Source organism: Streptomyces sp. NPDC088725 (genome assembly GCF_044751305.1).
In the GTDB taxonomy this organism is placed as follows: Bacteria; Actinomycetota; Actinomycetes; order Streptomycetales; family Streptomycetaceae; genus Streptomyces.
Genome location: NZ_JBIVLO010000001.1, coordinates 169,382 through 187,441 on the forward strand (window position 1 = coordinate 169,382; position 18,060 = coordinate 187,441).

At 70.4% G+C, this 18,060-nt stretch carries 16 protein-coding genes; 10 read left to right on the plus strand and 6 right to left on the minus strand.

All coding sequences use genetic code 11. From position 1 onward, the window contains the following. The first annotated feature begins 36 nt into the window (after nt 1-36). The 4 genes from ACIP6N_RS00735 to argF all read left to right on the plus strand — a co-directional run bounded on the left by ACIP6N_RS00735 (nt 37) and on the right by argF (nt 6,726). Nucleotides 37-1,605 (plus strand): 3' terminal RNA ribose 2'-O-methyltransferase Hen1, encoded by a 1,569-nt coding sequence (locus tag ACIP6N_RS00735; protein ID WP_401811739.1) that lies wholly within the window; start codon nt 37-39, stop codon nt 1,603-1,605. Beyond that, complete coding sequence (locus tag ACIP6N_RS00740) at nt 1,602-4,238, plus strand: polynucleotide kinase-phosphatase (RefSeq protein ID WP_401811740.1); 2,637 nt, start codon at nt 1,602-1,604, stop codon at nt 4,236-4,238. Before ACIP6N_RS00735 ends, ACIP6N_RS00740 begins: the two co-directional genes overlap by 4 nt. Nucleotides 4,239-4,304: 66 nt before the next feature. Continuing rightward, complete coding sequence (locus tag ACIP6N_RS00745) at nt 4,305-5,537, plus strand: arginine deiminase (protein WP_401811742.1); 1,233 nt, start codon at nt 4,305-4,307, stop codon at nt 5,535-5,537. Between the two features lie 172 nt (nt 5,538-5,709). Further along, nucleotides 5,710-6,726, plus strand: a complete 1,017-nt coding sequence (gene argF, locus ACIP6N_RS00750) for an ornithine carbamoyltransferase (protein ID WP_401811744.1) — start codon at nt 5,710-5,712, stop codon at nt 6,724-6,726. Here the strand turns inward: argF and ACIP6N_RS00755 are convergent, their stop codons facing one another. The 4 genes from ACIP6N_RS00755 to ACIP6N_RS00770 form a co-directional block, all read right to left on the minus strand. Next, nucleotides 6,727-7,185 (minus strand): ATP-binding protein, encoded by a 459-nt coding sequence (locus tag ACIP6N_RS00755; RefSeq protein ID WP_401811745.1) that lies wholly within the window; start codon nt 7,183-7,185, stop codon nt 6,727-6,729. Between the two features lie 389 nt (nt 7,186-7,574). Then, complete coding sequence (locus ACIP6N_RS00760) at nt 7,575-8,777, minus strand: NAD(P)/FAD-dependent oxidoreductase (protein WP_401811746.1); 1,203 nt, start codon at nt 8,775-8,777, stop codon at nt 7,575-7,577. A 76-nt stretch (nt 8,778-8,853) separates the two neighbouring features. Beyond that, the gene (locus tag ACIP6N_RS00765) at nt 8,854-10,086 is read right to left on the minus strand and encodes a cytochrome P450 (RefSeq protein WP_401811748.1); all 1,233 of its coding nucleotides are present in this window, start codon (nt 10,084-10,086) and stop codon (nt 8,854-8,856) included. A gap of 81 nt (nt 10,087-10,167) precedes the next feature. Then, nucleotides 10,168-10,362 (minus strand): ferredoxin, encoded by a 195-nt coding sequence (locus ACIP6N_RS00770; RefSeq protein WP_401811749.1) that lies wholly within the window; start codon nt 10,360-10,362, stop codon nt 10,168-10,170. A 152-nt stretch (nt 10,363-10,514) separates the two neighbouring features. On the opposite strand from ACIP6N_RS00770, the gene ACIP6N_RS00775 reads away from it, so the two are divergent. Then, nucleotides 10,515-11,033: a MarR family winged helix-turn-helix transcriptional regulator gene (locus ACIP6N_RS00775; RefSeq protein WP_401811751.1), complete on the plus strand. Its 519-nt coding sequence runs from the start codon at nt 10,515-10,517 to the stop codon at nt 11,031-11,033. 22 nt (nt 11,034-11,055) lie between these two features. On the opposite strand, the gene ACIP6N_RS00780 is transcribed toward ACIP6N_RS00775, so the two are convergent. Together ACIP6N_RS00780 and ACIP6N_RS00785 are read right to left on the minus strand one after the other, a co-directional pair. Continuing rightward, a complete protein-coding gene (locus tag ACIP6N_RS00780) occupies nt 11,056-12,105 on the minus strand; it encodes a serine hydrolase domain-containing protein (RefSeq protein ID WP_401811752.1) in 1,050 nt (349 codons plus the stop codon). Further along, entirely contained in the window at nt 12,102-12,935 is an 834-nt protein-coding gene (locus ACIP6N_RS00785) for an IclR family transcriptional regulator (protein WP_401811753.1), read from the minus strand. The genes ACIP6N_RS00780 and ACIP6N_RS00785 overlap by 4 nt, the downstream gene beginning before the upstream one ends. Before the next feature lie 54 nt (nt 12,936-12,989). On the opposite strand from ACIP6N_RS00785, the gene ACIP6N_RS00790 reads away from it, so the two are divergent. From ACIP6N_RS00790 to ACIP6N_RS00810, 5 genes are read left to right on the plus strand one after another with little or no spacing between them, the layout of a single operon-like run. Further along, the gene (locus tag ACIP6N_RS00790; protein ID WP_401811754.1) at nt 12,990-14,564 is read left to right on the plus strand and encodes an ABC transporter substrate-binding protein; all 1,575 of its coding nucleotides are present in this window, start codon (nt 12,990-12,992) and stop codon (nt 14,562-14,564) included. Then, complete coding sequence (locus ACIP6N_RS00795) at nt 14,561-15,505, plus strand: ABC transporter permease (protein ID WP_401811756.1); 945 nt, start codon at nt 14,561-14,563, stop codon at nt 15,503-15,505. The genes ACIP6N_RS00790 and ACIP6N_RS00795 overlap by 4 nt, the downstream gene beginning before the upstream one ends. After that, nucleotides 15,502-16,416, plus strand: a complete 915-nt coding sequence (locus ACIP6N_RS00800; RefSeq protein WP_401811757.1) for an ABC transporter permease — start codon at nt 15,502-15,504, stop codon at nt 16,414-16,416. Before ACIP6N_RS00795 ends, ACIP6N_RS00800 begins: the two co-directional genes overlap by 4 nt. Beyond that, nucleotides 16,413-17,231, plus strand: a complete 819-nt coding sequence (locus ACIP6N_RS00805) for an ATP-binding cassette domain-containing protein (protein ID WP_401811758.1) — start codon at nt 16,413-16,415, stop codon at nt 17,229-17,231. Before ACIP6N_RS00800 ends, ACIP6N_RS00805 begins: the two co-directional genes overlap by 4 nt. Further along, entirely contained in the window at nt 17,228-18,046 is an 819-nt protein-coding gene (locus ACIP6N_RS00810; protein WP_401811760.1) for an ATP-binding cassette domain-containing protein, read from the plus strand. The genes ACIP6N_RS00805 and ACIP6N_RS00810 overlap by 4 nt, the downstream gene beginning before the upstream one ends. The last annotated feature ends 14 nt before the right edge of the window (nt 18,047-18,060 follow it).

An 18,060-nucleotide genomic window follows, 5' to 3' on the forward strand; every position in this document is an offset into this window, starting at 1 on the left:
TCGTCCAAGAGGGCCGGGCGGACAATACTCAACCGGGTGTTCCTTGCGATCAGTACGACAGGCACCCCCGACCGCCCCGCGACCGACCTGGGATTTCTGCTGCACAAGCACCCGGACCGGGCGCAGGCGTTCTCGACCGCCCACGGCACCGCGCATGTGCTCTATCCCGAGGCGTCGGCCGAGCGGTGCACCGCCGCGCTGCTGCTTGAGGTCGATCCCGCTGCCCTGCGCAGGCGGGGCAGGGGCAAAGGCCGTGGCGGTGCTCCCGACGCCGCGCTCGCGCAGTACGTCAACGACCGTCCCTACGCGGCGTCTTCGCTGCTCGCGGTGGCGTTGAGCACGGTCTTCAAGAGCGCGTTGCGGGGCGTCTGCAAGGCGCTGCCCGGGCGGGCGGAGAGCCCGCTGCCGCTGCGTATCGAGGTACCGGCAGTGCCGGCGCGGGGTGGTCCGGTGCTGGTGGAGAAGCTGTTCGGGCCGCTGGGCTGGACGTCGGTCGAGGCGCGTCCTGTGGAGCTGGACGAGAGGTTCCCGGAGTGGGGAGAGTCGCGTTACGTACAGCTCGTCCTGGAGGGCGAGCTGCGACTCTCCGACGCCCTGCGCCAGTTGTACATCCTGCTGCCGGTGCTCGACGACGCCAAGCACTACTGGGTCGCGCCCGACGAGGTGGACAAGCTGCTGCGCGCCGGTGAGGGCTGGCTGGCCGAGCACCCCGAGCAGAAGCTGATCACCAGCCGTTATCTGGCCCGGCGCTGGAGTCTGACCCAGCAGGCCATGGAACGGCTGGAGTTGGTCCGCCTCGCCGAGACCGACGATCTGGCGGTCGAGGCGATCGACAACGCCGTGGAGAACGTGGCCGACGACGACTCTGACGGCGATTCCGACAACACGGCCGAGGAGACCCCGGAGGAAAGGGTGCCGTCGCTCGCCCACCAGCGGCGTGAGGCCGTACTGACGGCCCTGCGTGAAGCGGGCGCGAGCACCGTGCTCGACCTGGGCTGCGGACAGGGACAGTTGGTGCAGGCGCTGTTGAAGGACATGCGACTCACCCGGATCGTCGGGGTCGACGTGTCGGTACGCGCGCTGACCATCGCAGCCCGGCGCCTCAAGCTGGACCGGTTGGGCGAGCGGCAGGCGGCCCGCGTCGTGCTGACGCAGGGCTCGCTGACGTACACCGACAAGCGGCTCAAGGGATATGACGCCGCGGTGCTCAGTGAGGTCGTCGAGCACCTGGACCTGCCCAGGCTGCCCGCCCTTGAGCACGCGGTGTTCGGCTCGGCGCGGCCCCGGACCGTGATCGTGACCACGCCCAACGTCGAGTACAACGTGCGCTGGGAGACGCTGCCGGCCGGGCATGTACGTCACGGCGACCACCGCTTCGAGTGGTCGCGCGCGCAGTTCCGCGCGTGGGCGGACGAGGTGGCGGGGCGGCACGGCTACGGCGTGGCGTACGTACCCGTCGGCCCCGACGACCCCGAAGTGGGGCCGCCCACCCAGATGGCCGTGTTCAGTATCGAAGAGACCAACCGCGACACCAGCACAAGCACCGGCGCCGATACCGACACCGACACCGACACCGACACCACGAAGGAGGCGAAGGCCGCATGAACAGCACCGAGCACACCGAGCACACCGACCACAACGGGCACACACGCCGTACCAACCACACCGGTGACCCCCACCACACCGGCGACAACGACCACATCAGAACGACCACCCGGCGGGCCCTCGCCGTGCCCGACCTCTCCCTCGTGGTCCTGGTCGGCGCCACCGGTTCCGGCAAGTCCACCTTCGCCAGAAGCCGGTTCAAGCCCACCGAGGTCATCTCCTCGGACTTCTGCCGCGGCCTCGTCGCCGACGACGAGAACGACCAGAGCGCCAGCCGTGACGCCTTCGAGCTGCTGCACTACATCGTGGGCAAGCGGCTCGCGGCCGGCCGGCTGACGGTCGTGGACGCCACCAGCGTGCAGGCGGAGAGCCGCAAGCAGCTCGTGCGGCTCGCGCGCGAGCACGACGTACTGCCCGTCGCGATCGTCCTCGACCTGCCGGAAGAAGTGTGTGCCGCACGCAACGCCACCCGCCCCGACCGGGCCGGGATGCCCCGGCATGTGATCAGGCGCCACCGCTCCGAACTGCGCCGTTCCCTCAGAGGCCTGGAGCGTGAGGGCTTCCGCAAGGTGCACATCCTGCGGAGCGAACAGGAGGTCGAGAGCGCCGACATCGTCCTCGAACGCCGCTACAACGACCTCACCCACCTCACAGGCCCCTTCGACATCATCGGCGACATCCACGGCTGCCGCTCCGAGCTGGAGACGCTGCTCACCAAGCTCGGTTACGCCGACGGCTCGCACCCCGAGGGCCGTACGGCCGTTTTCGTCGGTGACCTCGTGGACCGCGGCCCCGACAGTCCCGGCGTGCTGCGCCGCGTCATGGGCATGGTCGCCGCGGGCACCGCCCTGTGCGTCCCCGGGAACCACGAGAACAAGCTCGGGCGCTGGCTCAAGGGCAGAAAGGTCACGCTCACCCACGGCCTCGCCGAGACCGTGGAGCAGCTCGGGAAGGAGGACGACGCCTTCCGCGAGGAGGTCGGGCGGTTCATCGAGGGCCTGGTCAGCCACTACGTCCTGGACGGCGGCAAGCTGGTCGTCTGTCACGCCGGCCTGCCCGAGAAGTACCACGGCCGCACCTCGGGGCGCGTCCGCTCGCACGCGCTGTACGGGGACACCACGGGCGAGACCGACGAGTTCGGCCTGCCCGTGCGCTACCCGTGGGCCGAGGACTACCGCGGCCGCGCCGCCGTGGTCTACGGCCACACCCCCGTGCCGAACACCTCCTGGATCAACAACACCATCTGCCTGGACACCGGCGCGGTCTTCGGCGGCAAGATGACGGCGCTGCGCTGGCCCGAGCGCGAGCTGGTCGACGTACCGGCTGAACGCGTCTGGTACGAGCCGGCCAAGCCGCTCTCCACCGAGGCCCCCGGCGGGCGCGAAGGCCGGCCGCTCGACCTCGCCGACGTCCAGGGCAAGCGGACCGTGGAGACCCGTCACATGGGACATCTCGCGGTGCGCGAGGAGAACGCGGCGGCGGCGCTGGAGGTCATGAGCCGCTTCGCGATCGACCCGCGGCTGCTCATGTACCTCCCGCCCACCATGGCACCCACCCCCACCTCGAAGGCCGAGGGGTACCTGGAGCACCCGGTTGAGGCGTTCGCGCAGTACGCCTCCGACGGCGTGGCGCGGGTCGTGTGCGAGGAGAAGCACATGGGCTCGCGCGCGGTCGCGCTGATCTGCCGCGACGCGGCGGCGGCCGAGGCGCACTTCGGCGTGGCGGGACCGACCGGCGCGCTGCACACCCGTACGGGCAGGCCGTTTTTCGACGACTCAGCCGTCACGGAGGAGATCCTGGAGCGGCTGCGCGCGGCCGTTACCGCGGCCGGGCTGTGGGACGAACTCGACACGGACTGGCTGCTCCTCGACGCCGAGCTGATGCCGTGGTCGCTCAAGGCGTCAGGGCTGCTGCGCACGCAGTACGCCGCCGTGGGCGCCGCGGCCGGCGCTGTCTTCCCCGCCGCGACACAGGCCTTGGAGGCCGCTGTCGCCCGCGGTGTGGACGTCGGAGAGCTGTTGGCGTCCCAGCGGGAGCGTGCGGAGGACGCGCGCGCGTTCACCGGGGCGTACCGCCGCTACTGCTGGGCCACGGACGGCCTGGAGGGTGTACGGCTCGCGCCGTTCCAGCTGCTGGCCGTCGCCGGGCGCAGTCTCGCGGACGTCCCGCACGACCAGCAGCTCGGCTGGATCGACCGGCTGGTCGAGCACGACCCGACCGGACTGCTCCAGGTCACCCGGCGGCTGGTCGTGGACACGGGCGACGAGCGGTCGGTCGCGAGCGGTGTCGACTGGTGGCTGGAGATGACGGGCAGGGGCGGCGAGGGCATGGTCGTCAAGCCGCTCCAGGCGCTCGTACGGGACGGCAAGGACCGGCTCGTACAGCCCGGGGTGAAGGTCCGGGGCCGGGAATATCTGCGGATCATCTACGGTCCGGAGTACACGCGTCCGGAGAATCTCGACCGGCTGCGCGGCCGCGTCCTCGGCCACAAGCGGTCGCTCGCGGCGCGGGAGTACGCGCTCGGTCTGGAGGCCCTGGACCGGCTGGCCGGCGGCGAACCGCTGTGGCGGATCCACGAGGCGGTCTTCGCGGTCCTGGCGCTGGAGTCGGAGCCGGTGGACCCGCGGTTGTGACCTTTCAGTCATCATCCGTGATCCGTTCGCCGAGTGAACGCGGGGCCGTGCGGTGAGGATGAGGGCATGGGATTCCATGTCGATTCCGAGACCGGGCGGCTTCGCCGCGTCATACTGCACCGGCCCGATCTGGAGCTGAAGCGGCTCACCCCCGCCAACAAGGACGCGTTGCTCTTCGACGACGTGCTGTGGGTGCGCCGCGCCAGGGAGGAGCACGACGGGTTCGCCGAGGTGCTGCGCGCCCGCGGCGTGCACGTACTCCTCTTCGACGAGCTGCTGCGCGAGTCCCTGGAGCTGCCGGTCGCCCGCAAGCTCGTCCTGGACCGGGTCTTCGACGAGAAGGAGTACGGGCCGCTCGCGACCGGCCATCTCAGGGCGGCCTTCGACGGGCTGCCGACGGCCGGGCTCGTCGAGGCGCTGATCGGCGGGATGACCAAACGGGAGTTCCTGGAAGGGCACGCGGAGCCGACGTCGGTGCGGTTCCACGTACTGGAGCTGGACGATTTCCTGCTCCATCCGCTGCCCAACCACATCTTCACCCGTGACACCTCCGCCTGGATCTACGACGGCGTGTCGATCAACGCCATGCGCTGGCCGGCCAGGCAGCGCGAAACGGTGCACTTCGAGGCGATCTACAAGCATCATCCGCTCTTCACCGGGGAAGAAGCGGGCACCTTCCACCACTGGTCGGAGGGCCAGGACGACTACCCCTCCACCATCGAGGGCGGTGATGTGCTGGTCATCGGCAACGGCGCCGTTCTGATCGGGATGAGCGAGCGCACCACCCCGCAGGCCGTCGAGATGCTGGCCCGCGGACTCTTCGCGACCGGCTCCGCCACCACGATCGTGGCGCTCGACATGCCGAAGCGCCGGGCGTTCATGCACCTGGACACGGTCATGACCATGGTCGACCGCGACACCTTCATCCAGTACGAGGGCCTGGGCATGCTCCGCTCGTACACGATCGAACCGGGCGGCCAGGGCCGTGAGCTGAAGGTGACCGACCATCCGCCCGAGCACATGCACCGGGCGATCGCGGAGGCGCTCGGGCTGCCGGGGATCAGAGTGCTGACCGCCACCCAGGACGTGCACTCGGCGGCGCGCGAGCAGTGGGACGACGGCTGCAACGTACTGGCCGTCGAGCCCGGTGTGGTGGTCGCCTACGAGCGCAACGTCACGACCAACACGTATCTGCGTCAGCAGGGCGTCCAGGTGATCGAGATCCGCGGCAGTGAGCTCGGCCGGGGGCGGGGCGGCCCGCGCTGTATGAGCTGCCCGGTCGAACGCGACGCTGTTTAGACGCGCTCGGGCGGGCTCGGATGCTCTCAGGCAGGCTCAGACGCTGCGCGCGGAAGCTCCGATCGAGACGTATCGAACACCGGCCGCACTGTATATCGATGCGGAATGTCGTATAGAGTTCCAGCTCCGGTATGTGCCGGGCCTCGTATTCGTGCCCCCAGGAGCAGCCACCATGGCCATAGATCTCGCAGGCCGCCACTTCCTCAAGGAGCTGGACTTCACGGCCGAGGAGTTCCGCGGCCTGATCGATCTGGCCGGCCGGCTCAAGGCGGCGAAGAAGGCCGGTACGGAGGTCCAGCGGCTGCGCGGCAAGAACATCGCGCTGATCTTCGAGAAGGCCTCGACCAGGACGCGTTGCGCGTTCGAGGTGGCGGCCGCCGACCAGGGCGCCTCCACGACGTACATCGACCCGGCGGGCTCGCACATCGGGAAGAAGGAGTCGGCGAAGGACACCGCGCGTGTCCTCGGCCGGATGTTCGACGGCATCGAGTTCCGCGGCGACGCGCAGGAGACGGTCGAGGAACTGGCCGCGTACGCCGGCGTCCCCGTCTTCAACGGCCTGACGGCCGACTGGCACCCCACCCAGATGCTGGCCGACATGCTCACGATGACGGAGCGGACCGACAAGCCGCTGGAGGAGATCGCCTTCTCCTACCTGGGCGACGCCCGCTTCAACATGGGCAATTCCTACCTCGTCACCGGCGCCCTGCTCGGCATGGACGTACGGATCGTCGCGCCGCGCGCCTACTGGCCGAGTGAGGAGACCCTGGCCCTCGCCCGCGAGGCCGCCGAGGTCAGCGGGGCGCGGCTGGCGCTCACCGAGAACATCGAGGAGGGCGTCGCCGGGGCGGACTTCGTGGTCACCGACGTCTGGGTGTCGATGGGGGAGCCCGCGGAGGTGTGGGCCGAGCGCATCGCGGCGCTGCGCCCGTACACCGTGACCATGGACGTGCTGCGCGCGACCGGCAACCCCGGGGTCAAGTTCCTGCACTGCCTGCCGGCCTTCCACGACCTGGGCACGACGCTGGGGCAGGAGATCCATGAGCGGTACGGTCTGACCGAGCTGGAAGTCACCGACGAGGTCTTCGAATCGGAGCACTCGGTGGTCTTCGACGAAGCCGAGAACCGGCTGCACACGATCAAGGCCGTGCTGGTCGCCACGCTCTCACCGGACGGCGTCCCCGAATAGTCATACGCCCGGCAGGGCCTCCTGGGGCGCGGGAAGCGTGAACCAGACGGCCTTGCCGCTGTCCGTGGGCCGGTGACCGCAGTCCTCGCTGAGCATGCGGATCAGCAGCAGCCCGCGCCCGTACTCCTGCCAGGGATCGGGCACGGAACCGGGGCCCGGCCGGGAGAGATCGCCGGGCGGGGCGGGGTCACCGTCGTGCACCTCGACCTGGCAGGCGCCCGCCAGCACCTCGACCACCAGATGGATCGGACCGTTCCCGTACGTGTGCTCCACGGCGTTGGCGACCAGTTCCGCGGTGAGCAGTTCCGCGGTGTCGCTGTCGGCCCTGCCTGCCAGTTCCGCGAGCGCCGACCGGATCAGGGCGCGGGCGATCGGCACGGCCGCGGGACTGTGCGGCAGTGAGATGCGCCAGGGAGAGTCGGGGAGGTCGGGCACGACGGGGTTCCGATCAAGGAGCATGCGGTATTGACTTCAACCTTACGGAGGGTAAAGCCGGACACAAGGGGCGGTGGCCTGCCGGAAATGGGACTTGTGCCACATGTTGAGCGGGACTTTCGGCGTAGGACCGGGGCGTGGTTGGTTTCGTACGCGAAGGCGCCGATGGGGCCATTCAGGGCATAGCTCCCATAATAACGTTATGGCGTCAAGGAGCCCGATGCCTCATGCCGCGAATCGCGCCGACCGCGGGGACGGGCATGCCGTCGTGGCCGGGCCGGAGAAGGGCCCTCGCCGGCCCGTGGGTCATCGCGGTCTCGTGCCGACCGCGGAGCCCTGGACAACGGACCCCCCGGTGCCCAGACGCGCGAGGGGCCGGGCACCGACGGCGCCCGGCCCCTCCGTTCTCGAACTCAGGCCGGCGTGAGCGGCCAGGACGATCCCTCGGCCACGTGGCGCCGGTAGCCCCGGGCGGCGCGTGCCATGTTGATCGCCACTACGCCCTGTACGACGCTCTCGCTGCCGTACAGCGCGATGAGCGCGCGGTCCTCGACACTGCCCTCGACGATGCGGACGTGTTCGGCGCCGCGCGGCAGCCCGTACATCTGGATCTTGAGGTCGTACTGATCCGACCAGACGTAGGGAACGCTGGTGAACGGCGTGGCCGCCTCGCCGGCGAGGATGTTGCGCGCGACGGCGAGTCCCTGCTCCGCCGCGTTGGTCCGGTGCTCGATACGGCGCCGGAGGCCGGCGACCGCGTCGGGCCAGGACGCCACGTCGCCCGCCGCCCAGATGCCCTCGCCTGCCCGCAGATACGCGTCGCACTCGACGCCGTTGCCCAGCGGCAGCCCGCTGTCGCGCAGCCACTCGGTGTTGGGCACGGTCCCGATGCCCACGAGGACGAGGTCCGCGTCCACCGTCCTGCCGTCGGAGAGTTCGACGCCGCACGCACGTCCGTCGCGGGTGGGGATGCCCGTCGCGAGGACGCCGGTCTCGACGCGTACGCCGTGGTCGGTGTGGGTGCGTGTGAGCATCGCGCCCAGTTCGGGGCCGAGGATGTCGGAGAGCGGCTGTGGGAGATCGCTGATCAGTGTCACCTGGCAGCCCGTCCCGCTCGCCACCGCCGCGGCTTCCGCGCCGATGAAGCCCGCGCCGACGATGGCCAGTCGAGCGCCGGGGCGCATCGAACCGCGCAGCGCGAGCGCGTCGTCCATCGTCCGCAGGGCGTGCACTCCGGGCAGCCCGTCGGTGCCGGGCAGCCGGCGGGCGCGTACGCCGGTGGCGATGACGAGGGCGTCGTAGCCGAGGACGGAGCCGTCGGACAGGCTCACCTCGCGGCGGTCCTGGTCCAGGCCCACGGCCGTTACGCCGAGCCGCAGTTCGAGGTCGAGGCCGGTCAGTTGGTCGGTGCTGCGCAGATGCAGACGCTCCGACTCCCAGGCGCCCGAGAGCAGTTGCTTGGACAGCGGCGGCCGGTCGTAGGGCGGGTGCACCTCGTCGCCGACCAGGGTAAGGGTCCCCGCGAAACCGCCGCGGCGCAGTGCCTCGGCTGTGGAGAGTCCGGCCGCGGAGGCTCCGACGACGACGATGCGCTCAGGATGTTGTGCGTGGCTCATGACGTCCAATTCGACGGTGGGAAAGGCGTGAAGGCAGATGGGGGCGCCGCCGGGATCCGGCGGCGCCCCCGTGCCTTCACCAGGTCACGGGCAGTCCGTGAACACCGTAGACCAGCATGTCGTCCTTGAACCGGAGCTCCTCGTCCGGGACCGCCGTGCGCAGGTTCGGGAAGCGGCGCAGCAGTGCGGGGTAAGCGAGTTGAAGCTCCGTGCGGGCCAGGTTCTGGCCCAGGCACTGGTGAGTGCCGTGGCCGAAGGCCATGTGCCGCCGTACTCCCGGCCGGTCGATGTCGAGGCGGTCGCCGTCGGGGAACACCTCGGGGTCGCGGTTCCCGGAGTCGTTCACGAGAATGACACCCTCGCCCGCGCGGACGAGGGTGCCGGCCACCTCGACGTCCTCGGTCGCGACCCGGCGGCGTCCGGTGTGCACGATGGTCAGATAGCGCAGCAACTCCTCGACGGCGGAGGCGATACGGGCCGGATCGTCGCTGTCGCGGACCACCGCGAGCTGTTCGGGGTTGTGCAGCAGCGCCAGGGTGCCGAGCGCCGTCATGTTCGCCGTGGTCTCGTGCCCCGCGATCAGCAGAAGGATGGCGTTCTCCACCAACTGGTCGCGGTTCAGCTCGCCGGTGCGCATCCGTTCCACGACCAGCGAGCTGAGCAGGTCGTCGCCCGGTGCCTTGTCCTTGATGTCGATCAGGCCTGCCAGGTATGCGCCGAGTTCGGCGTTCGCCTCCAGTACCTCCTCGGCGCTGGTGTGAAGGCCGACCAGCTTGCGGGCCGCGCGCTGGAAGATGCCGCGGTCCTCGGCCGGTACGCCGAGCAGCTCGCTGATCACCAGGGACGGCATCGGCAGGGCGAAGTCCTCGACCAGGTCGGCGGGCGGGCCCGCCGCCTCCATGTCGTCCAGCAGACCGTCGATGATCTGCTGGAGCCTGGGCGCCATCGATGCCACGCGCTTGACCGTGAAGTGTGCCGTGAACATCCGCCGGATGTGGTTGTGTTCGGGGTCGTCCTTCACGATGAAGGGCTGTTCCGCCGTGGAGCGCCGGGCCTTGACGCCCGGGCTCTGTGCGGGGTGCCCGGGCTTGTTGGTGTCGGAGCTGAAGCGCGGGTCGGCGAGGACGGCCCGCTGATCCGCGTAGCGAGTGATCAGCCAGGCGGTCTGTCCGCTCCAGATCCGTACGGGGCTGACCGGGGCTTCGGTGCGCAGTTCGGCGTAGCGCGGCGGCGGGTCGAACGGGCAGCCGGTGGCGCGGCGGAACGGGAAATCGGGGACGCTCGTCTCGGGAATGGCCGTCTCGGTCATGACGCGTACTCCAGACAGAGGTGGGGGTGGTCCGTTCGGATCTGCGGAAGCGCGCCGGGCAGCGGGGCCCGGTGCGCACGGTCAGACGTGGATCTCGATGGCAGCGGCCGGACACAGCGCGGCGGCTTCGCGGGCACGCTCCAGGGCGTCCTCCGGGGGCGTCGCGTCGAGCAGTACGACGACCCCGTCCTCGTCCCTCTGGTCGAACAGATCATCGGCCGCCAGTACGCACTGACCAGCAGCGCAGCACTTGTTCTCGTCGATGTCGATGCGCATGAGTTCTCCCTCGGCGGGCTCTTCGTAGCGACGCCCAAGACATTACGTAATCTAAGTACTTGATATCGCGAGTGTGTGTAACGCGCAACCAGTTCACTTCGGCCCCGTGAGCGGTTGGCCGGAATCGTGCGCAGGTTCGGCATGATGCCCGGGTGGAAAGAACCTCTGACTCCCGGCAGGGGAGCATCGCGGAGCTGCGCTCGGTGCTGAGCGCCCTGGCCTACAGGCTGACGCGAACGCGCGCCCACGACCGGCTGGTCGCGATGGCCGGCGTGCCCATCGACCGGCCGGGGCTCGCTCTGCTGCGGGTTCTGGTGAAGGAGGGAGTGCCGCTGCGCGTCGGTGAGCTGGCCGATCGCCTTGACGTCCGCCATCCGCATGTGACGCGGCAGGTCAAGGAGTTGGAGCGGCAGGGGCTCGTCGAACGGGTGCTGGAGGCGCGGGACCGCAGAGTGCAGCGGGTGGTGCCCACCAGGCAGGGCAGGGACACTCTCCTGCGCCTGGACAGCGCCATGCAGCGCTGGCTCGGGGAGAGCCTGCCGGATGTCTCCACCGAGGAGATCCGCGCCGCCGCCGACATCCTCCGGCGTATCGCCACCCACCGCGAATGGGGCGGCGCGGAACCGTCGGACGGGCCCGGGCACGGGGCGGGCGAGGAGCGGGACTCGTGAGCCCGCGGGAGCGAACGGGCCGTCAGCTGACGGACCTTGGCGCCGCCGGCAGCGTCGCGGCCTCGTCGTGGAAGGCGTGGCGCACGGCCGTGATGCCGTCGCCGTCCCTGGTCGGATGCACCCGGTTCGTCAGCAGCACGGCGTAGCGCCCGGTCGCCGGGTCGACCCAGACACTGGTGCCGGTGAATCCGGTGTGCCCGAACGCCGTTGGGGAGAAGGATCCGCCGACGGGGGAGTCGACCGGGTCCTGGCCCTGCCAGGCGAGCGCGCGCCGCAGGTCGAGCTCGTCCGTGTGGCCCGCCGTCATCAGGGCGAACGTATCGGGGCGCAGCAGGCCGCGGCCCCCGGCGGCCAGCGCCGAGCCGAGCCGCTCCATGTCGGCGAGCGGCGCGAACAGGCCCGCGTGGCCGCCGATTCCGCCCAGCACCGCCGCGTTCTCGTCGTGCACCTCGCCGGTCACCACCCGGCCGCGCCACGGACAGTCCTCCGTGGCCACCGCCCGCGCCCGGCCCCCGGCGTCCGGACGGAAGACGGTGTGCTCCATCCCGAGTGGCCCGCAGACCAGCCGTTCCACCAGCACGTCCAGGGGTTCGCCGCTCGCTGCCTCGGCGATCAGCCCGAGCAGGATGAAGCCGGCCGAGGAGTACTGGACGCGTGTGCCGGGCTCGGCGGTCAGCGGCAGCCGGCGCACCGCGTCCAGCAGGGACGGACGGGTGGGATGGTCGCGGTAGAGCGGCGTCTGCCCGGGGATGCCCGAAGTGTGGGTCAGGAGCTGATGCATCGTCACGCCGGACTTGTCGCTGCTCCGATACTCCGGCAGGTGGTCGCCGACGGTGTGATCGAGAGCCAGTGCGCCCTGCTCCACGAGCGCCATCACCGTGAGCCCGACGACCGGCTTCGTCACCGAGGCGAGGTCCCACAGTTCGTCGCCGTCCAGCGCCGGACCTCCCCGGCTTCCGGTGCCCGTCCAGCCCCGGTCCAGCGGCCCTTCCGCGGTCCCGACGGACCACGCCGCTCCGGAGAACGCCCGGCGGTCGCGAGCGGCGGCGAGCAGTTCGGCGAGAGCGCTCATGCCCGCTCCCCCGCGACGCCCAGAGCAGGCGCGGCCTTCGGCGTTCCGGCGCCGAGTCCGGCGGAGACCGTACGGGCGGCCGCGCGCACCATCGGTCCGTAGATCCCCACGCTCTCCGGGTCGAGTGTGAACGTCAGCCCCGAGATGCCGATCGCGCCCACGACGCGGCCCTCGCCGTCGAGAACGGGCGCCGCCACCGACCGTACGTCCGGCTCCGCGAACTCGTCCTCAACCACGTAACCGCGCCGGGCGGAATCCGCCAACAGGGCGCGCAGCGAGGCGGGTTCGGTGAGGGTCCTGGGTGTTTGCGCGGTGAGCGGCGCGCCGTCGAGAATCGCGTCCCGCTCGTCGGCGGGCAGCGCGCAGAGCATCGCCAGACCCACTGCGCCGCAGTGCAGCGGTGTCCGGCCGCCGGGGAGCGCGCTCAACCGGTATTCGCGCGCGGGCTCCGACTGCTCCAGATACACGGCGTCGTGCGCGTGCCGTACCGCGTAGTGCGCGACGTGACCGGTACGACGGCGCAGGTCGGCGAGAGCGGGGCCGGTCAGTTGGAGGGCCCGGCTGTCGTGCAGCGCCGCCGCCGCGAGGCCGAGCAGCCGCGGGCCGGCCCGGTAGCTGCCGCCCTCCGTGGGCTCCGCGAAGCCGTGCTCCGCCATCGTGCGCAGATGACGGTGGACCGTGGGCTTGGTGAGTCCCGTACGTCGCGCGATCTCGCCCAACCGGTGTGGCCCACCGGCCTGTACGAGTGCTTCGAGCACCTCCATCGCCTTGTCGACGGGCCCCTTCGTGGGCTCTTGCTCAACCGATCGGGTGTTGACCGCTTTCGCCATGGCGCTTAGCTTAACCCAACCGCATTCCATCTGCCGGAACGGATGTGTTGTTCAATGGAACGGATACGTCAGGGTCGGACCGTGGACCGCCGTCACCTGCCCCGTCGTGATCTGCTGCGGCTCGGCGGTCTGGCAGTCCCGGCCCTCGCCGTCCCGGCGCTCCTGACGGGGTGTGGGACCGACCCCGCGAGCGGCGTGGGCAACGTCCTGAGGGTGTCCCAGCCGGGCGACCCCAAGACCATGGACCCGCAGAAGCAGGGCGACATGACGTCGATGAACGTCCTGATCAACATGTTCGACACGCTCACCACCCGGGGAAGCGACAACACACTGCGGCCCCGGCTCGCCCTCTCCTGGACCGCACGGGACCAGCACACGTGGCGGTTCACCCTGCGCCCCGGTGTGACCTTCCACAACGGGGAGGCCTTCGACGCCGCGGCCGTCAAGTTCAGCCTGGAGCGACTGCTCGACCCCGCGACCAAGTCGCCCATCGTCGAGTTGCGTTACGTGAAGGACATGACCGTCGTCGACCCGCTCACCGTCGACGTGCACACCACGCTGCACGACCCGATCCTGCCCGACAAGCTCTCGCTCTTCGGCGGAGTTGTTGTCCCACCGCGCTATCTGGCCGAGGTCGGGGACGAGGGCTTCGCCAGCCACCCTGTCGGCACAGGCCCGTTCACCTACCTCCGCTGGCAGCGCGACCACGAACTGCGCATGCGGGCCTACCCCCACCACTGGCAGGGCCGCCCCCATGTGGACGAACTCGTCTTCAGCCCGGCGCCCAACCCCTCGTCCTCGCTCGCGGCCCTGCAGAGCGGCGGAGTGGACCTCGTCACGGGACTGACCCCGGACGCGGCCCAGCAGTTGGAGGGCTATCCCGGGGTCACTCTGGACGGCTGCACCGGGGTGCGTACCTCCTACCTCTCCCTGAACACCCTGGACAAGGGGCCGTTGCGGGACCGGCGGGTCCGCCAGGCGCTCAACCACGCGGTGGACGTACCCCTGTTGATCAAAGCGGTGCTCGGCGGCAAGGCCACCGAGACGGCCGCGCTCATCCCCCGCGGCGCCTTCGGCTTCGACCCGTCGGTCAAGCCCTTCACCCGGTCCGTCGCCACCGCACGCGCCCTTCTCGCGGAGGCCGGATACCCCCACGGCTTCGACACCGTGCTGACCGCCTCCAACGTCGACTCCAATGTCGCCGAAGCCCTCTCAGGACTGCTGGCCAAAGCCGGTGTGCGGGCCCGTGTCGACCTCATCGACCCCGGTACGTACGCCTCCCGCCTCACCTCCGACAACCACGGCGCGCTCGGCCCGATGTACCTGGCGGCCAGCACCGTCTGGACGCTGGACGGCGAGAGCATCGTGCAGTCGAACGTACGCAGCGACCGCCGCCAGAGCCGCTGGCACTCCGCGGAGGCCGACCGGCTCATCGACCTCGAAGAACTGTCCGAGGACCCCGAGGAGCGTGCGAAGGCCTTCTCCGACCTGCAACGGCTGATGCGGCGGGAGGCACCCTTCGTCTTCCTCTACCAGATCGACAACATCCTCGCCCGCAACGAAAGGCCCCGCTGGAAACCGGGATCGGCGGGCGTCCTGGACATGCGAAGCGCGGAGGTCTCCCGATGAGCACCCCGCCCCGGACACGGCTGGCGCGTACCGTCCTCCTGCGGCTCGGCACCGCCCTGCTCGTCCTGCTGTGCACGGCGACCGTCTCGTTCTTCCTGGTCCGCCTCTCCGGAGACCCCGTCAAACAACTGCTGCCACCCGACGCCACCGCCCACCAGGAAGGCGTGCTGCGGGCGAGCCTCGGCCTCGACCGGCCGCTGTTCACCCAGTACCTCGACTTCCTCGGCGGTCTGCCCCGCCTCGACTTCGGCAACTCCCTCGTCTACGACCAGCCCGTCCGCCACATCCTGGCGGAGCGGCTGCCCGCCACCCTCGAACTGGCCTGCGCCGCACTGGTGGTGACCCTGATCATCGCGATTCCCGCGGGGATCTTCGCGGCGATGCGCCGGGGTCGCGGCTCGGACCGCGCCGTGATGACCGGTGTGCTGCTCGGGCAGTCCACTCCGCCGTTCTGGGTCGGCATCCTGCTGATCCTCGTCTTCGCCGTGGGCCTGCACGCGCTGCCCGCCTCCGGATACGGCACGTTCGCCAACCTCGTCCTGCCCGCCGTCACCCTCGCCGTCTACTCGGTCGCCGTCGTCGCGCGGCTGCTGCGCTCCTCGCTGATCGACGTGCTCTCCTCCGACCACATCCGCACCGCCCGCGCGAAGGGCTTCGGCCCGGTCAAGGTGGTGCTCACCCACGGCCTGCGCAACGCCTCGCTGCCGGTGGTGACCGTGATCGGCCTGGAGGTCGGCAGCCTGCTGGGCGGCGCCATCCTCACCGAACGGGTCTTCTCCTGGCCCGGTGTCGGACAGCTGACGATCGAGGCCATCTCCAACCGCGACTTCCCCCTGGTACAGGCCACTGTGCTGTTCTTCGCGGCCACCTTCGTCGTGGTGAACCTGCTCGTCGACCTCTCCTACAGCTTCCTCGACCCGAGGGTGAGGACGTCCCGATGACCGTCACATCACCGGCCGCGTCCGCCCCGGCCGCCGCCCCCGCGGCCGGGCCCGGTCCCCGGCAGGCCGCATTGCGCACCCTGCTGCGCAACAAACTTGCCGTCGTCGCGCTCGCCGTACTGGCGCTGCTGCTGATCACCGCGGTCTTCGCCCCGCTGATCGCCCCGTACGACCCCCAGACGCAGAACCTGCTGCTCCGCCTGAAACCACCGGCCTGGCAGAGCGGCGGCGCGGGTTCCCACCCGCTCGGCACCGACCAGCTCGGCCGCGACATGCTCTCGCGCGTCATCTACGGCACCCGGGTCTCGCTGCTCGCCGGCGCCGGGGCCGCGCTGCTCGCCGGAGTGACCGGTACGGCCGCCGGCCTCGCGTCCGGCTACTTCGGCGGCTGGGCCGACCGGGTACTCATGCGAGTGGCCGACGTCCAACTGGCCTTCCCCGCGATCCTGTTGGCCTTGGCCATCGTCGGTTACCTCGGCTCGGGGCTCTGGTACGTGATCCTCGTGCTCGGCTTCACGGGATGGGTCTCATACGCCCGTGTCGTGCGATCCGAGGTGATGTCGCTGCGCTCAAGGGACTTCGTCACCGAGGCCCGCGCGATCGGCGTCACCGACGGCGCCATCATGCGCCGCCACCTGCTGCCCAATGTGGTGGCACCCCTCGCCACCATCGGCACCCTGCACGTCGCCGCCGCGATCGTCGCCGAGGCGTCCCTGAGCTACCTCGGACTCGGTGTGCCCAAGGAGACCGTCACCTGGGGCTCGATGCTCGCCGACGGACAGCTCTACCTGGGCACTTCCTGGTGGGTCGCCGTCTTTCCCGGCGTCGCCCTGATGCTCACCTCCCTCGCCGTCAACATCACCGGCGACGCCCTGCGCGACGTCGCGGACCCGAAGGCGTACCGCCGATGACAACCGACCGCCCGACCGGCGAACCCCTCCTCGAAATCAACGACCTCAGCGTCGACTTCATACTCGACACCTCCACCGTGCACGCCGTCCAGGGCGTCAGTCTCCAGGTCCGGGCGGGCGAGACCCTCGCCGTCGTGGGGGAGTCGGGGAGTGGCAAGACCGCCACCGCGCTGTCCGTGCTGCGCCTCAACCCCGAACCGCCCTGTGTCTACACCGGCGGTCGCGTCCTCTTCGACGGACGAGACCTGCTCACCCTCCCGGAAAAGGAACTCGGCCGGATCAGGGGCCATGACATCGCCATGGTCTTCCAGGACCCGATGACCAGCCTCGACCCGCTCCAGCGCGTCGGCGCGCAGGTCGCGGAAGTGCTCCGCCACCACCAGGGACTCTCCCGGGCCCGGGCGAAGGAGGAGGCGCTCGCCGCGCTGGACGAGGTCGGCATTCCCGACCCCGAACTGCGCTACCGGCAGTACCCGCACGAACTCTCCGGCGGTCTGCGCCAGCGCGTGATGATCGCGACGGCGCTGGTGGGCCGGCCGCGCGTACTCATCGCCGACGAGCCGACCACCGCCCTCGACGTCACCGTGCAGCGGCAGATCCTCGATCTCCTCGTGACTCTCAAGCGCCGGCACGTGATGGCCGTCCTGCTGATCACCCATGACCTCGGTGTGGTGGCGGAGACCGCCGACCGGGTCATGGTCATGAACGCGGGCAAGGTCGTGGAGAGCGGCGATGTCCTGGACGTCTTCGACCACCCGGCCGCCCCCTACACCCGACGGCTGCTCGACGCCACCCCCCGATTGGAGTGGGCATGACGCTGCTCGAACTGACCGATCTCCGCAAGGAATTCGGCGGCAGGACCGCGAGCGTGGCGGTGGACGGTGTCTCCCTGACCGTGGAGGAGGGCGAGACGCTCGCCCTCGTCGGCGAATCGGGCTGCGGCAAGACCACACTGACGCGTCTGCTGCTGCGGCTGCTCGAACCCACCTCGGGCCGTGTGTGTTTCGACGGCCAGGACCTCGGCGCACTCTCCCCGGCCCAACTGCGCGGCGTACGGCGCCGGATGCAGGTCGTGCTCCAGGACCCGTACTCCAGCATGAACCCGCGCATGCGCATCACCGACATCGTCGCCGAGCCTCTGATCACGCACGATCCGGCGGCGCGCGGACGCCGGGGAAGGGCCCGTACGAGGGAGCGGGTCGGCGAACTGCTGCACTCCGTCGGTCTGGACGCCGGAATTCAGGACCGCTATCCGCACGAGTTCTCCGGCGGCCAGCGCCAGCGTGTCTCCATCGCGCGGGCCCTGGCGCTCGAACCCCGCCTGGTGGTCCTCGACGAGCCGACCAGCGCGCTGGACGTCTCCGTACAGGCCCGCGTCCTCGATCTGCTCGCGGAACTCCAGGAGCGGCTCGGCCTGACGTACGTCTTCGTCTCGCACAACCTCGCCGTCGTACGGCAGGTGGCCGACCGGGTCGCCGTGATGCGGCAGGGACGGCTGGTGGAAGTGGGCGAGGCCACGCAGGTGTTCCGCGACCCGCGGCATCCCTACACCCGTCAACTGCTGGACGCCGTACCGGTCCCCGATCCGCGCAAGGGCCGCCGCGCGGCCGCCGGGAGGGACGTCCTGTGAGCGGAGAGGGACTT

Excerpts from the sequence above, each read along its gene's own strand:
- ACIP6N_RS00740 (WP_401811740.1), top strand. The coding sequence starts at position 1,602 with ATGAACAGCACCGAGCACACCGAGCACACCGACCACAACGGGCACACA.
- ACIP6N_RS00745 (WP_401811742.1), top strand. The coding sequence starts at position 4,305 with ATGGGATTCCATGTCGATTCCGAGACCGGGCGGCTTCGCCGCGTCATA.
- argF (WP_401811744.1), top strand. The coding sequence starts at position 5,710 with ATGGCCATAGATCTCGCAGGCCGCCACTTCCTCAAGGAGCTGGACTTC.
- ACIP6N_RS00755 (WP_401811745.1), bottom strand. The coding sequence starts at position 7,185 with ATGCTCCTTGATCGGAACCCCGTCGTGCCCGACCTCCCCGACTCTCCC.
- ACIP6N_RS00760 (WP_401811746.1), bottom strand. The coding sequence starts at position 8,777 with ATGAGCCACGCACAACATCCTGAGCGCATCGTCGTCGTCGGAGCCTCC.
- ACIP6N_RS00765 (WP_401811748.1), bottom strand. The coding sequence starts at position 10,086 with ATGACCGAGACGGCCATTCCCGAGACGAGCGTCCCCGATTTCCCGTTC.
- ACIP6N_RS00770 (WP_401811749.1), bottom strand. The coding sequence starts at position 10,362 with ATGCGCATCGACATCGACGAGAACAAGTGCTGCGCTGCTGGTCAGTGC.
- ACIP6N_RS00780 (WP_401811752.1), bottom strand. The coding sequence starts at position 12,105 with ATGAGCGCTCTCGCCGAACTGCTCGCCGCCGCTCGCGACCGCCGGGCG.
- ACIP6N_RS00785 (WP_401811753.1), bottom strand. The coding sequence starts at position 12,935 with ATGGCGAAAGCGGTCAACACCCGATCGGTTGAGCAAGAGCCCACGAAG.
- ACIP6N_RS00790 (WP_401811754.1), top strand. The coding sequence starts at position 12,990 with ATGGAACGGATACGTCAGGGTCGGACCGTGGACCGCCGTCACCTGCCC.
- ACIP6N_RS00795 (WP_401811756.1), top strand. The coding sequence starts at position 14,561 with ATGAGCACCCCGCCCCGGACACGGCTGGCGCGTACCGTCCTCCTGCGG.
- ACIP6N_RS00800 (WP_401811757.1), top strand. The coding sequence starts at position 15,502 with ATGACCGTCACATCACCGGCCGCGTCCGCCCCGGCCGCCGCCCCCGCG.
- ACIP6N_RS00805 (WP_401811758.1), top strand. The coding sequence starts at position 16,413 with ATGACAACCGACCGCCCGACCGGCGAACCCCTCCTCGAAATCAACGAC.
- ACIP6N_RS00810 (WP_401811760.1), top strand. The coding sequence starts at position 17,228 with ATGACGCTGCTCGAACTGACCGATCTCCGCAAGGAATTCGGCGGCAGG.